Annotated in this window: 20 protein-coding genes; 5 read left to right on the top strand and 15 right to left on the bottom strand. The window is 39.8% G+C overall.

Features of this window, described 5'->3' with window-relative positions; all coding sequences use genetic code 11:
• Window positions 1–2 precede the first annotated feature (2 nt).
• The 4 genes from H625_RS0103760 to H625_RS0103745 all read right to left on the bottom strand — a co-directional run bounded on the left by H625_RS0103760 (window position 3) and on the right by H625_RS0103745 (window position 2248).
• A complete protein-coding gene (locus H625_RS0103760; RefSeq protein WP_026858731.1) occupies window positions 3–512 on the bottom strand; it encodes an acyl-CoA thioesterase in 510 nt (169 codons plus the stop codon).
• A gap of 58 nt (window positions 513–570) precedes the next feature.
• Window positions 571–726, bottom strand: coding sequence for a hypothetical protein (locus H625_RS13720; RefSeq protein ID WP_169516111.1), 156 nt, complete (start codon window positions 724–726; stop codon window positions 571–573).
• Window positions 727–810: 84 nt separating this feature from the next.
• On the bottom strand, window positions 811–2040 hold the full coding sequence (locus H625_RS0103750) for an aminopeptidase (RefSeq protein WP_026858730.1): 1230 nt from the start codon (window positions 2038–2040) through the stop codon (window positions 811–813).
• 7 nt (window positions 2041–2047) lie between these two features.
• The gene (locus H625_RS0103745) at window positions 2048–2248 is read right to left on the bottom strand and encodes a DUF1128 family protein (RefSeq protein WP_026858729.1); all 201 of its coding nucleotides are present in this window, start codon (window positions 2246–2248) and stop codon (window positions 2048–2050) included.
• Window positions 2249–2431: 183 nt separating this feature from the next.
• Between H625_RS0103745 and H625_RS0103740 the strand changes: the two genes are divergently transcribed.
• From H625_RS0103740 to H625_RS0103725, 4 genes are all read left to right on the top strand, one after another.
• On the top strand, window positions 2432–2749 hold the full coding sequence (locus H625_RS0103740; RefSeq protein ID WP_026858728.1) for a hypothetical protein: 318 nt from the start codon (window positions 2432–2434) through the stop codon (window positions 2747–2749).
• Window positions 2750–2802: 53 nt separating this feature from the next.
• Window positions 2803–3831: a YihY/virulence factor BrkB family protein gene (locus H625_RS0103735; RefSeq protein ID WP_026858727.1), complete on the top strand. Its 1029-nt coding sequence runs from the start codon at window positions 2803–2805 to the stop codon at window positions 3829–3831.
• A gap of 1 nt (window position 3832) precedes the next feature.
• Complete coding sequence (locus H625_RS0103730) at window positions 3833–4402, top strand: beta-class carbonic anhydrase (RefSeq protein ID WP_026858726.1); 570 nt, start codon at window positions 3833–3835, stop codon at window positions 4400–4402.
• 186 nt (window positions 4403–4588) lie between these two features.
• Window positions 4589–4873 (top strand): hypothetical protein, encoded by a 285-nt coding sequence (locus tag H625_RS0103725; RefSeq protein WP_026858725.1) that lies wholly within the window; start codon window positions 4589–4591, stop codon window positions 4871–4873.
• A 285-nt stretch (window positions 4874–5158) separates the two neighbouring features.
• Here the strand turns inward: H625_RS0103725 and map are convergent, their stop codons facing one another.
• From map to H625_RS0103710, 3 genes are read right to left on the bottom strand one after another with little or no spacing between them, the layout of a single operon-like run.
• Window positions 5159–5914, bottom strand: coding sequence for a type I methionyl aminopeptidase (gene map, locus H625_RS0103720; protein WP_026858724.1), 756 nt, complete (start codon window positions 5912–5914; stop codon window positions 5159–5161).
• A gap of 50 nt (window positions 5915–5964) precedes the next feature.
• The gene (gene dinB / locus H625_RS0103715) at window positions 5965–7035 is read right to left on the bottom strand and encodes a DNA polymerase IV (RefSeq protein WP_026858723.1); all 1071 of its coding nucleotides are present in this window, start codon (window positions 7033–7035) and stop codon (window positions 5965–5967) included.
• 50 nt (window positions 7036–7085) lie between these two features.
• On the bottom strand, window positions 7086–7652 hold the full coding sequence (locus tag H625_RS0103710) for a DUF3267 domain-containing protein (RefSeq protein ID WP_051238953.1): 567 nt from the start codon (window positions 7650–7652) through the stop codon (window positions 7086–7088).
• Window positions 7653–7725: 73 nt separating this feature from the next.
• Here H625_RS0103710 and H625_RS0103705 point away from each other — a divergent pair, with 73 nt between their 5' ends.
• Window positions 7726–8769: an NAD(P)/FAD-dependent oxidoreductase gene (locus H625_RS0103705; RefSeq protein ID WP_026858721.1), complete on the top strand. Its 1044-nt coding sequence runs from the start codon at window positions 7726–7728 to the stop codon at window positions 8767–8769.
• A gap of 174 nt (window positions 8770–8943) precedes the next feature.
• Here H625_RS0103705 and H625_RS0103700 read toward each other — a convergent pair whose 3' ends face one another.
• The 8 genes from H625_RS0103700 to H625_RS0103665 all read right to left on the bottom strand — a co-directional run bounded on the left by H625_RS0103700 (window position 8944) and on the right by H625_RS0103665 (window position 14463).
• Window positions 8944–9171: a hypothetical protein gene (locus tag H625_RS0103700; RefSeq protein ID WP_026858720.1), complete on the bottom strand. Its 228-nt coding sequence runs from the start codon at window positions 9169–9171 to the stop codon at window positions 8944–8946.
• Window positions 9172–9248: 77 nt separating this feature from the next.
• A complete protein-coding gene (locus H625_RS0103695) occupies window positions 9249–9758 on the bottom strand; it encodes a hypothetical protein (protein WP_026858719.1) in 510 nt (169 codons plus the stop codon).
• A 112-nt stretch (window positions 9759–9870) separates the two neighbouring features.
• Complete coding sequence (lplA, locus tag H625_RS0103690; RefSeq protein WP_026858718.1) at window positions 9871–10893, bottom strand: lipoate--protein ligase; 1023 nt, start codon at window positions 10891–10893, stop codon at window positions 9871–9873.
• A 19-nt stretch (window positions 10894–10912) separates the two neighbouring features.
• Window positions 10913–11779, bottom strand: coding sequence for an SIR2 family NAD-dependent protein deacylase (locus H625_RS0103685; protein WP_026858717.1), 867 nt, complete (start codon window positions 11777–11779; stop codon window positions 10913–10915).
• 16 nt (window positions 11780–11795) lie between these two features.
• On the bottom strand, window positions 11796–12566 hold the full coding sequence (locus tag H625_RS0103680; protein WP_026858716.1) for a protein-ADP-ribose hydrolase: 771 nt from the start codon (window positions 12564–12566) through the stop codon (window positions 11796–11798).
• An 89-nt stretch (window positions 12567–12655) separates the two neighbouring features.
• Entirely contained in the window at window positions 12656–12988 is a 333-nt protein-coding gene (locus H625_RS0103675) for a glycine cleavage system H family protein (RefSeq protein ID WP_026858715.1), read from the bottom strand.
• Window positions 12989–13002: 14 nt separating this feature from the next.
• Complete coding sequence (locus tag H625_RS0103670; RefSeq protein ID WP_026858714.1) at window positions 13003–14019, bottom strand: LLM class flavin-dependent oxidoreductase; 1017 nt, start codon at window positions 14017–14019, stop codon at window positions 13003–13005.
• Between the two features lie 21 nt (window positions 14020–14040).
• Window positions 14041–14463: a hypothetical protein gene (locus H625_RS0103665; protein ID WP_026858713.1), complete on the bottom strand. Its 423-nt coding sequence runs from the start codon at window positions 14461–14463 to the stop codon at window positions 14041–14043.
• Window positions 14464–14509: the final 46 nt, after the last annotated feature.

Genomic DNA, 14509 nt, shown 5'->3' with positions numbered 1-14509 from the left:
CTTCACTCCAATAAATCAGATGCGAAAAAGTTACTCAGTGATTTGCTGTGTTCTTTTCTTTCGAGACGGCGTTCAGCACGCTCTTTGCCAGTATCACTCAGCCATTGCAGGCGTTCATTATCCGGCTCAATTTTAGGGACTTCAACAGTTTTATTATTTTCATCCAGTGCAACAAATGTTAAAAATGAAAAAGCAGCGAGCTCTTTTCCGGACTCTCTCGTTAAATCTTCTTTTGATATTTTAACCATTACTTCCATAGAACTGCGGCCGGTATGTGTCACCATTGCTTCAAGAATAACAATTTCCCCGATGTTTATCGGCAAGAGAAAGTCCATAGAATCTATAGAAGCGGTGACTACAGCTTCTCTGCAATGACGGCGTGCACTGATTGCAGCAATATCATCTACATACTGCAGCAGTCTTCCGCCGAACAGCGTCCCGTGCGAATTTGAATCAGGCGGCAGTACGTTGGCAGTTTTCACTGCATATGATTCGGACATTAATTTTTTCATGTATATTCCCCTTTATAATAAAAATAGAGGAGATATGCATCTCCTCTAAGTAAATTTCTTATATTTTGCGCTCGAGCGCTTCTTCCGGTGTATCAATCACAAGTGCATCTTTACTGTGGAACGCTTGTGCCAGGAAGTAATAAAGCACCGCTGCAAAACCGAGAATTGCAAATACAAAAGATAATACGACTAAAAGCATTAGCCAGCTTCCCATAAAAATCCTCCTCAACGGAATTTTCCATAATAACAATTACCTAAATTGTATCATATTTTCAAATGAATTGTACGCTTATTTTTATTAAAACGCCCAGTTGCCTTCTGCAAATACCGGTGATTCATTTCCATCCTTATCAATACCGTAAATATTCATTTTCTCTGAACCGATCATAAAGTCGACATGAGTAATTGAATCGTTTAGTCCTGCTTGATCCAGTTCTTCACGTGACATCTCTTTACCGCCATCGATAGAGAATGCATATGCACTGCCGAGTGCGATATGGCATGACGCATTTTCATCAAACAGCGTATTGTAGAATAAAATACCCTTATTCGAAATTGGAGAGTCAAACGGTACAAGTGCCACTTCACCAAGACGTTTAGCACCGGCATCAGTGTCGATAATATTTTTCAGAATATCGTAGCCTCTGGCAGCTTCATATTCAACAACTTCTCCGTCTTTGAACGTCAGTTTAAAGTCATCGATAATATTACCGCCGTGGCTTAACGGCAAGGTGTTTGTTACGTAACCGTCAACACGGTTCTTGTCAGGCGCTGTGAAAACTTCTTCTGTCGGCATGTTTGCCATAAATGAGTTGCCGTTTGAGTCAGTGCTCGATGCACCCGCCCATAAATGATTGTCAGGCAGACCGATCGTTAAATCAGTACCTGGTGCCTCGTAACGTAATGCAGTGAATTGCTTAGCGTTTAAATAATCCACTTTGTCATGCAGAGTTTTATCGTGTTCGATCCATGCTTCTACCGGATTTTCTGCATCTACACGCACCGTGTAAAGTACTAACTCAAGCAGTGCATTGACCGCATCGTCATCAGAAAGTTCAGGGTACACTAAACGCGCCCACTCTACTGAAGGATAACCTGCGACACACCACGAATGAAAATCACTCTGTGTACGGCTTGAAAATTCTTTAAACGCCTGGCCGTTTGCAATCTGCATTGCCTGCAGTTTTTTAGGAGAAACATCTTTTAAAAGTTCCGGTGAGCTTGAAATAATACTCAGGAATCCTGCTTTCTCGTCACTGTAGTGCATACGCTCCGCTACCTGGAAGTCATGAACAACAGAAAGTTCCTCTTCGTCTCTGTACTGGGCGTTCAGTCTTGAAATCGTATCGTCACCGAGAGAAACTTTAACTTCTTTCGAGCCTCTTTCGTAAGCAATCTTCGTTACGAGTCTGACGAGTGGCAGTGCGTCCGTTGTTGCTCTGATGTATAGTCTTTTACCATCTGTAATATTAATACCGACATCGACGAGGAGCTCGGCATATTTATATAATTTTTGTTCAATATTCATCGTCTGATCACTGCTTTCTCATTTTTGATAGTTCTTCGATTATAGCTGACTGTTCACTTGTAGAAATCTGCTTGCGTGAATCCAGTAATTCTTTAATATCATTTAACTCACTGATTTTTTCATCGCTGTAATCCTCAGCTTTAAATACACCTTTATTTACTACATTTAACTTTTGTATAATTTCGTTTAAAATCTGCTCTTTATCCATGATGGTCCCCTTTCCATTCCTTATAAACTATCTTAACAAATTATAATAAAAATATATATCATCTGACAAAAGTATAGAAAAACTGTTTTCTTTATTATTCCTCTTAATTTCTTTAGATAAAAAGTTTACACTTAGTAAATATAGGTTATATTTAATAGAAAGCTATCTAAAGGAGAATCAGTTATGAAAAACAAATTAGTACCAGCTATAGTAATTGGAGCCGCTGTCGGCGGATTAATTGCATTAATCGATAAAGGCACGCGCGACTCTGTAGTTTCAAATACTAAGAGCATAAAGCATTACGCAACGAACCCTGATGATCTTAAACAACGTTTCAATGAACCGTCAGGCGAACCATCTAAAATAGAAATGATTAAAGATGAAGTTTTATTCTGGAAAGATACTATAGAAGAAATCCGTCGCAACAACCCTGAGCTGGAACGTGCAGTAATGGACGCGAAGGACACTTTCCAGGAAAAACGCGAAAAAAAATTAACTTAAAATTAATCAGGACTATTTGAATATAGTCCTTTTATTTTACTTGAGGTGAGATTATGACTAAAAATGAAACATCATCAAAACTCTTGAATCAGATTAAAGAAGAAAAAGAGCAGGAGAATAATGAAGGCGATGTGTTCGTCGACAAGACTAATTTCAAATCAAAAAATGCCAAAAAATCAGATGAACATATGTACGTCTCTAAAATTAATAAGCCTGCAAAACTAAAAGAAAATGCCGGATTTTTTAAACGGCTGTTATTCAGGTTTTCACATGACAACACAACGGGTATGGCTGCACAGCTTGCATACTACTTCCTGCTGGCAATATTCCCGCTGCTGATTTTCCTCTTATCGATCGTTCCGCTGTTTAGAATTGAACCGGATCTTATTACAGGGTTTATTCAGGATTATGCACCTTCAGAAATTTCTGGACTGCTGGAAGGTATTATTTCCGACGTGTTAAGTAACTCCGGCGGCGGGATTTTATCAATCGGTTTAATTTTAACACTGTGGTCAGCCTCAAACGGTATGACTGCACTGATGAATGCGTTTAATGTCGCATATGATGTCGAGGACAATCGCAACTTTGTAAAAGCAAAATTACTGTCAGTATTTTTTACAGTTATTTTATCATTATCAGTAATATTGACATTTGTACTCATCGTCTTCGGTGAACAAATCGGTAACTTAATGTTCGGTGTTATCGGACTCGATGACCAGTTCTCAGTGGTCTGGAACTTAGTCAGAAGTATTTTACCTGTACTGCTCGTGTTCGTTGTATTCTTTATCATGTACATGACTGCTCCGAATATTAAATTAAAAATTAAATCTGTTATCCCAGGCACACTCTTTACGACAGTAGCATTCCTTGCAGCATCATGGGGATTCAGCTTTTATGTATCTAATTTCGGAAACTATTCGGCAACATACGGTTCAATCGCCGGTGTAATCATTTTAATTTTCTGGTTGTATATTACTGGTGTTATAATAATTCTGGGTGCGCAAATTAACTCGATTTTATATAAACGCACTCTAGAGAAAGAACAGCAATCACAAAGTAATGAAGAGGAAGTGTCAGTTTAAAATGACTTTATTGGAAGATTTGCTCACAGCAAACGAAGCTTTCGTTAAGAACGAAGAATTCAAAGCTTTTAAAACCGATAAAACACCAAACAAAAAAGCAGTTTTTTTAACTTGTATGGATACGAGGTTATCAGAACTGTCGATTAAAGCATTAGGCTTAAAAAATGGTGACATCAAACAAATTAAAAATGCCGGTGCCGTTGTATCACACCCATATGGCAGTACGATGCGCAGCCTGCTCGTTGCAGTTTACGCATTAGGCGTGGATGAAGTTTATATCATGGGACACTATGACTGCGGCTTTGGCGCACTCCAGCCGGAACCGGTTATTGAAGAAATGAAAAACCGCGGTATCAATGATGAAGTCTTCGAAACACTTGAATACTCAGGAATCGAAGTCTCTAACTGGCTTAAAGGATTCGACAGCGTCGAAGAAAGCGTCAGAGAAACAGTCGATAACGTTAAGAACCATCCATTGATGGCTAAAACAGTACCCGTGCATGGCATGATCATCGACCCTGAAACAGGAAAAGTTGATCTTGTGATTAACGGCTATGATAAAGCAGAATAATATTTTTTCTGAGACCGGACCCTTTTAGGGTCCGTTTTTTTGTTAATTTAGTATGACCCTTCTTGTCGGGCGACCTCGCGGATTTTGCAAAGGCATCCGGTGGGTGATATTGATTATACTCTCTACAAGGAATAATGTTAGAATTTATATTGCTGAACTGTTAATAAAAATTAAAGGGGCATAATCATGAAAAGCGCACCAAAAGATAGCTTTATCACTAAATACTTTTTAACAATAATAATATTTGGAACTTTTCTCATCAATTCAATTTCCATGACTGATGCATTTAAAGAGAATGTCGGGGTACATTTCGCACTCACTTTAATACTCAGCTTTATGACTTTATCTATTGAACTTTTTGTAAATAATAAAAATCTGACCCCTAAAGAAAAGGCGATAAAAGCAGGAATTCCGATCGTCTTATTTACATTAATCGTTTTCGCATTCAGTACTGTTTTTCTTTACTCGTAATTACTAATTGGTGAGATAAACGGTTACCTCTGATATGAAACCCGCTCATTGGTGAGATAAACCGTTACCTCTGATATGAAACCCGCTCATTGGTGAGATAATCCGTTACCTCTGACATGAAACCCGTTCATTGGTGAGATAAGCCGTTACCTCTGACATGAAGCCCGTTCATTGGTGAGATAAGCCGTTACCTCTGACATGAAACCCGTTCATTGGTGAGATACCGCTACAATACCTACAAAAAAGCCTGGACATCCAAAGGATGCACAGGCTTTTCATTTAAAATTAGTCTTCAATTTTAGTTAACAGTTTCGGGCCTTCGCTCGTTACCATAATTGTGTGTTCTTTTTGCGCAACGTAGCTGCCGTCTTTTGTTTCAAATGCCCAATCGTCTTTACCGTCTGTAACGATTGTTGCTCTTGATGAGATAAATGGTTCAACTGCAATAACCATTCCTTCTTTTAAGATTGTTCTGTCTGTCGGGTCATAGTAATTCATAATATGCTGCGGCTGATCGTGCAGGCTTGTGCCTACACCGTGGCCTGTCAGGTTTTTAATCACTGTCAAATCGTTTTGACGTGCTGTATTAAATACTGCACGGCCAATCTGGCTTACTTTTGCACCCGGCTTAATTTTCTTCAGTGCTTCTTCGAATGCCATTGCAGTAACATCAATAACTTTTTGTTTTAACGGGTCATCATTTTCCCCTGCGATAAATGAAATTCCCGTATCTGAATAATATCCATCTTTTACTGCAGATACGTCGACGTTAACAATATCTCCGTCTTTAAGTTTACGCGGACCGGGTATACCGTGCGCCACTTCTTCGTTAATACTGATACACGTGTATCCCGGGAAGTCATACTCGCTGATCGGCGCACTTTTTGCACCGTATTCTTCAAGCAGTTTTCCTGCATAGTCATCGAGTTCTTTCGTTGTCATTCCTACTTTCGCATATTCAACTGTCGCTTTTAATACGCGACCGCATATTTGGCCGATTTCTTCTAATTTTTTTAGTTCTTCCTGTGTTTTTACTATCATTATTTATACCTTCTTACTTTTAGTCTTATTTAAACAGTATAACAAACTTGCTACATTATAAAATCATATATGGTCATATTTCTATAGAGGCGCTGCTCTATTGCTGAAACTGTCACTCCGATTAACCGTATCGGCACATCCTGTTCTTTCACTTCGTGATACAGATTGTAAGCATAATGATAAATGTCTTCCCCTTTAAATACGGGATCCAGCGTCATCATTTGTTTCGAATGTGCTTCGAAGTCGCCGGTTTTAATTTTCACCGTAACTACTCTGCCTGCAAGTTCTTTATCATCAAGTCTCATACTGACTTTCTTCGACAGGTTCTCAAGAACAGCTAATATCTCTTTATCGTCGTTGCGGTCATAGTTGAATGTCGTTTCTTTACCGACAGACTTCCGTTCACGCTGCACGGTCAATTCGTTAGTGCCGATGCCCCGCGCTTTATTATATAAACTCTCACCGCGTTTACCGAACTTTAATATTAAATCATTTTTAGCTATATCATATAGATCTTTACCTGTTTTAATTCCCATGCCGACCATTTTTTCCTCGGTCACCTTACCGACACCCGGGAATTTCCCAATTGGCAGTTCATGCAGAATCTCGAGTACATTATCGTAATGTATAACAGTCGTCGCTTTCGGTTTATTCATGCCTGAAGCAATTTTCGCAAGGTACTTATTATATGAAATCCCGCTGCTTGATGTCAGCCCGGTTTTTTCAAAAATATCACTTTGAATGGATAAGGCAATTTCTCTTGAGGATGATTCTTTGCTGACGAGTTCTGTAATATCAAGGTACGCTTCATCCAGGCTCAGCGGCTCTATCAGTTCCGTATAACTCAAAAATATTTCCCTGACCTGGGCTGAAATTTCTTTATACCGTTCAAAACGCGGATGGACAAATATACCGTCTGGACACAGTTTATGAGCAGTTTTCGTCGGCATCGCTGAATGCACCCCAAATTTACGAGCCTCATAGCTCGCAGTCGCAACGACTCCTCTGTTAAATGAGCGTCCGCCCACTATTACAGGTTTGCCTCTCAGTTCAGGGTTATCGTACTGCTCCACCTGAGCATAAAATGCGTCCATATCTATATGAATGATTCGTTTTTCCATCGTCTTCACCCACATTCATTATACCAAATAACGAACACACGTTCTACAAATTAAATTGTCTGTTCCTTAGTTTCGTAAAGACTCATGCCAACTTCAGTATCGACAGCATAAGACAGATGCTTGTGTTTTAGTATCAGATACAAATAGTAGAAGTCTCCTGCACACGCACCTGTATGCAGAGCGATGTAATATTTATATGCCGGGTTCGGCAGCATGAACATCATAGTCACCATTACTGCTGTTATAATCACAAAAGGCATAATGATAATGATAAAAAACTGCCATCTCGTATATACAGTCCCCGGTGATGTTGCATAAGCCATCCCCGCTTTAAATCCGTAGTTCACTTTACCTTCGGGATTAAAAACTTTAAAAAAGATACCGTGAATCGCCTCGTGAACGATGATAATAATAAAAAATAGTGAGATAATGAAAAATACTGCACCGACAATACCAAATTGTTCTCTGCCGACAAGTGCACTGCCCGTCGGCTGAATGACAAATCCTTCAAGTAAATACAGCACTATAAACGTGCCGATCATTACCAGTATTTGAATCCATGATATGCTCTTTAATGCAGATTTATTCTCAAAAATATTCAGTTCCAGCTTGTCCATGTACATGCCTCTTTCTTATTCGTCTGTAATTAACATATCATAATTATAACAGCCATAACACAGGAGTGATTTAATGAATATAACGATTATCGGCGGTGGTCTTGCCGGAGCTTCAATCGGCTATCATCTCGTCAAACTCGGCAACAGCGTGACGATTTACGATCGTAACGATAAAGGCCAGGCAACTTTCGCATCGGCAGGAATTGTCTGTCCATGGATCAGCCAGCGCCGCAATAAAAAATGGTACCGCCTCGTCACAAAAAGCGCTCATTATTATCCGGAGTTTATCAGCACGCTGGAAAAAGAAGCAGGCATGTCAACCGGCTATAAAAACAGCGGTGCAATCTGTCTGTTCAAAGAAAATATTTTTGACAAAGCAACGAAACGTATTAGTGATAAAGCGATAGATAATCCGGATGTCGGTGAAGTCAGACAACTGACTAAAGATGAATTATCCGCGCTGCATCCGTCACTCACAACAGAATACCCTGCACTGATAGTAGAGGGCGGCGGTCAAGTGAGAGGGCGTAAACTGCTTGCTGCCTTAAAAGAAGCATTTATCAAGTACGGCGGAATATGGGAAAATAAATCTTATGACGGCGGTAATGATGACACGCTTAAAATATACACGACCGGTGCATGGGGCGCCGAACAGGCATATAAACCGGAAATCGCCCATCAGCGTGCGGAAATAATGCACTTTAAATTAAAGCATCAAAAAGATCTGCAGTCCCCTGTCGTAATGGCACTCGGTCCGACTTATATCGTGCATCTGGAGAACGACGAGTATGTAATCGGTACAACTCATATCGATACGGACTCATTTGATACTGCTCCTACTGAAGAAAGTTATAATTATCTACAGGATGAGCTGTATAAATACTTTAAACCTGAAGAAGTGGAAATTACTGAAATGGGTGTCGGATTAAAACCGTATACCCGTGACTTTTTGCCGTTTATCGGCTACGTCGCTAATAATACTTTCGTCGTTAACGGCATGGGCTCAACCGGATTGACAGCGAGTCCATTCGTCGGACATGAAGTGGCACGTCTGTTAAATAACCTGCCTACTGAACTTGATTTCGAGGACTACAGCTATATTGAACCGCAAAATTAAAAAGAGTCTGGGACATAAATGTTTCTAAAATAAATAATCCGTACGTTATTCCTGGGGCATCGCGTAAGCCTGTAGTCTTACGCTGATGCTATTCCCCAAGGAGTCTAACGTACGGATTTTATCTATATTTCATTAAACATATTACCTTCTCTGAGCTTTTGTCTCAGCCCTTTTTTATACGAAGAAATTAATCATTGCATATATGTAATACAAGAATAAAATCCCATTTACAATCAAGACGCCGAGCCACAGTTTATCTTTTCTGTATTTGTAGTTAATATACCCGAAAATCGTTCCGAGCGACGTTAGAAGGATATTTAAAATCCATACCACAGCTGCATCCATAAATAGAGGCAGCAGTAAAACAAGGACTGGAATCGCCACACAAAATATTCTTAACATATACTGCCTCCTCAACTAAATCATTATATTTAATTTTACAATATTTAAATTATTTATACAAAATTTATACTCATTTACTACCAGTTACGATGCAGGATCCGGGCAATATGATAATCTTCCCGCTTATATAACTTAAACATAAAATACATAAGTATTAAAAGTCCTGCTTCAATATCTGAAATATCGTCTACGAATATTTTATGATCATTCATCGAACCGATTAAATTCTCTTCCCGGTGCATCGTTAAAGTGACCTCTTTGTCATCTTCAAAAATATAAGGTGTCTCAAGTACAATGCCGTCCGCTCTGAAGTTCATAAAATTGTGAAGCTTGCGTTCTTTAAAGGTAAAACGTTTACCCATATGTTCAACTGTATATTTTGCCACGTTTAAATCTTTAAATCTTCTTCTTTGAAGACCGAGCAAAATTTCAGTACCATTAGCGTGCTGAAAACCATAAGTATTCTTCTCATCACAGCCTGATATCGTCGTCGCAAAAACATCTCCGACAACATTGTTATTACTATCTATAATTGTTACACCCTGATGTTGTTCTTCGTCGATCACTTTGGCATATAACTGCTGCACTAAACACCCTCCTGTCACACATACTGCATTTCTAACAGTTTACCATAATTTATATTGAAAAGAGTATCCTCATAAATGAAGATACCCTAAAACAGCATAATTTATTCTTAATTTAACTTAAAATTAAATCCGTCAATTCCGAAGCTTCCAATTTCCCAAAGTAATGGTTTAAATCAAGTGAGTTCAGTTTTTCATTTAAGTCTTCTCTGACCACTCTCGTACCTTTAAGTGCTTCTTCGACATCTTTAATCTCACCCTGTCCGAAAAAGTCTCCAAAAATCGCACAGTGATCAATTCTGCCGGCTTCAATATCAAGAGAAATATCTACTGTTCCTGCTGATAAACGCGCGTCTCTGTTATATGAATAACGCGGTGTCTTACCGTAATTCCAATCCCAGTTTTTATATTTCTCCTCAACAAGCTTATCGATTTCTGCCCAGTCTTTATCAGTAAGCTCATAGCGTTTTGCCTCATTTACATCGTCGACAGACAGAAATTCCTTAATAATTAAATCTTTAAATTCATCCGTCGTCACATCCTTGTATTCCGGTGCAAGATGTTCGCGCAATGTTGTTACTCTACTTTGTACAGATTTGATGCCTTTTGATTCAATCTTTTTACGGTTCGGATTAAGTACAGCAACCATCGCTTCGACGTTAATATCTAAAAGCAGTGAAAACCCGCCGTATATACGGCCGTTTGACATTGTCATCGCCCCGCCGGATACTTTTTTACCATCGATAATCAAATCATTTCTGCCGCTCTGTTCAACGTTGTTAACACCGAGATTGTTCAGCGCTTTAATAACCGGTGCATACATTTTCTTGTAATCTCCGTATACCCCTGTATCTTCAGACACTAAGAAGCATACGTTTACAGCACCGTCATCTACTAAAATTGCACCGCCTCCGGTATCTCGTCTTACGAGCAGAATTTCATTTTCTTCGAGGTAATCCTGATTCACTTCTGAAACAGAATTTTGAAAGCGTCCGATTTCTACTTTCGGCTTACAATGATACGGGAAAATAATTCCTTCATCCAAAAAGATGTTGTCCTGAACATAGACCTGCATTGCAAGCGCATATGCACCGTCTGTAATATATTCTCCATTACGGAATGGTTCGATTAAATACATTTCAGTCATCCTTTATCTGTTAAATTTTATGTGCGTTTAAAATAGTCTGTCCAATATCATCTGTTAAGAAAACCGTACGTGATTTAATAGCTTCCGGAATTCTGTAGGACTTCTGGTTCATCGTCACAAGCAATGCATCTTCATTCTGCCGGGTTTCACGCCAGAACGGATGTTTTATAAATTGCGGCGTGGTATGTCCAACACCGATTTCAAGGTAAATAACTTTACCTTCTTTATGCTCTTTTAAAAATGCATTGTAGTCATTTCTTTGAGCGTTAAATTTTGCGTCTTCCACCATACCTTTTTCTGCTGTGCGCTTATTTTTTTCCATCGGTGCACCACAGTGAGGACAGTACGGAATAAGTTTAGACGGTATTGCCATATTCTGCTGCTGTTCAGCCATCTGACGCATCAGTTCATCATCGCGGTATGTTTCATCATGACAAAAAGCCGAACACTGCATACGTACATATTCACCCTGGTAATACAGCACTTTATCCATGTTATATTCAGCCGCATAAAAGGCGTTATCAGCATTTGTCGTAATGACGTGATACGGTTTTTTCTCAATCATTTTCTTCAATGCGATATACACTTTTCCTGCGGGCTGATCTAAATAATTCAGGACTATAAAACGGCTTTGAAATGCCCAGTACTCTTCCAGTGTCGGGAATTTAAACAAACTCGCCTGCAGCATATCAAACCAGTTATATTTTTCGATAAAATCCGGAAAGTTGCTCTTAAAGCGTTCTCCGATATAAGTGAAACCGTCAGCTGCCGACATTCCGGCACCAATGCCGACGACAACCGCATCTGCTTCATCGAGCAGTCCCGCAAGCAGTTCACTTTCTGAAGTGTTTTGTTCTAACGTCTTCCAAGCTTTCATGCATATACAACCTCTCTTAAGTCAAAAGATTTTCATAGATTTTTAAATCTTCTGTGTCAAAAACATTAAATACTACCCTGATTGCCGACCCGGTTTCCTCCAGATACTGCTTTACAGCGGCCACTGCAGTTGCTGCAGCCGCTTCTTTCGGATAGCCGAATACACCTGTTGAAATACTGCAGAATGCAATTGCCTCAATATTGTTTTTATCGGCAAGTAGAAGACAGTTTCTGTAGCATTTGGCTAAGAGCTCCTGTTTCATCGGTGATACTTTACCATTCTGGACGACCGGTCCGACTGTATGAATTACATAATCTGCAGGCAGGTTGTAGGCGGAAGTAATTTTAGCTCTGCCAACCGCTTCTTTTCTGCCTTGTTTCTTCATTAATTCAGCACATGCCAGACGCAGCTCTGCACCCGCCTTTGTATGAATAATATTATCGATGCAGTTATGGTTCGGAATCAGGCAGCCGAGCATTTCAGCGTTTGCTGCATTGACGATTGCATCAATTTTCAGCGTCGTAATGTCTCCCTGCCATATGTAAAACTGCTTTGAGACAGGTTCAAGAGATTTAAAGTCTGTCACACCGTCAGTATTATATTCAGATAAAAATGCATCCTGCACATCGAGAAATTCACGGCTGACTTTGACCGCAGGGCGTTCGTTGGCAAGACCGCGGAATACCTCAAACCGCTCATCGAAGTCATCGGGTACTGATTGTTCTGTCTTATTTTCCTGCTGCATATAAGAAATTAAAAAATGCAATCTGTCTGCCTGACTCATCATTTACTATCACCCAATTCTAAAAAAGCTCACACCCTATGTAAATACATATGAATGCGAGCCTTTGAATATAGATATAAATTTAGCTTTAATTAAGCATCCGCAAGCGCATTGAATTCAGTTTCGTCAACACCAGTAAGTTTAACAACCCAGCTCTCATCAGCTTTTGCCGAGTTTAATAATGTCGGCTCATCTGTCGCCTTATCGTTAACAGCAACAATTTTACCTGCTAATGGTGATGCTAAATCAAGTACTGTTTTAGAAGCTTCTAATTCAAGCAGTGAATCGTTTTTAGCTACTTCTCCAGCTTTTGTAAATTCTACAAAGCCTACTGTTCCAATATCGTCCTGCAGTTCCGGAGTCATAATAAGCGTGTACTCCTCGCCATTTTTTTCAACCCATAAATAGTTAGCAACTTTTTTCATTGTTATCCTTCTTTCTATTTTTTTAATTGAAATTCCGATGATATTAATTCAAGCGCACGCTGTCTGTTTGCAGCACCCGGCATGAGCGGTATCAGCAGTATTTCATCAGCGCCGAAAGTTTCTGCCAATGTATCCAGCTGTTTTTTTACGCTTAGTCCATCTCCGACGACCATGCGCGAACGGTTAGCCGACAGCTTTTGAAGTTCTTCTACAGTATAAGTGTATTTCTCTGCAGTTTCAACTGATGGAAAACGTTCAAATTCACTGAAATTCATTTTGCCGAGAAGCCATAAGTCGAGCGCTTTTGCGAGTGATGCCGCCTCGTCATTAGTATCAGCGACGACGACAAATGGTGATACCATTACTAACGGCTGCTGCATGACCGGTGACGGTACAAATTTTTCTCTGTATATACGTCCAGCTTCTTTTCCTACTGCTGTCTTATCTTTTGAAGCGTGCGGAAACAATCCGAATGTAAAACCGATGCCCTGACGTGCAGCGAGTTCCGCTGTCCGGACGCTCGTACTCATCACCCACATTTCCGGGTTCGTCTCGCCTGTCGGATTCGCAGTGACTTCATTAAAACGGTGAAGCTCGTCGTCAGTGTCTGTAACGTATTTTTTTATGTCGCTGATATTTTCTTCGTAACGCTGTTTTTTCGGACGCATTTCGTTCATCGATTTGTTTACAGCAGAGGTCCCAAGCGTATTCCCGATACCAAGATCTACTCTTCCGGGGTATAAGCTTTCCATTACCCTGAAGTTCTCCGCAACTTTTAACGGACTGTAATGCGGAATCATTACGCCGCCGGAACCAAGTCTGATTGAAGATGTTTTTCCGAGTATATGCATCATTAATAATTCGGGACTGCTGCTGGCAAATGCATTGACATCATGATGCTCTGCCATCCAGAAGCGGTGAAAACCGAGACTTTCTGCCTTCTGTGCAAACTTAACAGTATTTTTTAAGGCATCTTGCGGTGTCTCTCCTTCATCTATTACGGCATAATCCAATACGTTTAATTTAACCATTTGAACATATCCTTTTTATCATCATTTCGATTGAACTTTCAATGTCAGCTCTTTGTTTTGAACCTCACTCGTCATATCGACCTCGTCTTCATCCGATGTATCGATGACATATTCCCCGGAAATATTATCTTTATCCCGGTAAAATAATTTGATGCGGTCGATGCTGAAAAAGTCATGTTCCAGCATTGCGAGCATGCTGTTCATATGGTCGAATTCTGCGTAGTTCTCACGTTCAAGCAAAACCTTATTACGTTCTTCTCTATATTCATTCAATGACTTCCGGTCGATGACCAGCTCGACATTATGCTTTTCTATATCCAGCAGGTAAAAATGTTTCGCATCGATTGCGATACGTTTCTCACCGAGGCCAACAATATCGTCGATAAAAGACACTCCGGTGAATTTTACGTTTTTAATATTAGAAACATCCAGTAATTGCTTCATTTATAAACCCTCACACCATCATAATAATAACATGATTGTATCATAG

This window comes from Jeotgalicoccus psychrophilus DSM 19085, from assembly GCF_000425845.1.
GTDB classification, from domain to species: Bacteria; Bacillota; Bacilli; order Staphylococcales; family Salinicoccaceae; genus Jeotgalicoccus; species Jeotgalicoccus psychrophilus.
Note: the sequence above shows the minus strand (reverse complement) of the source record. Positions and strands in the feature narration are given on the sequence as shown.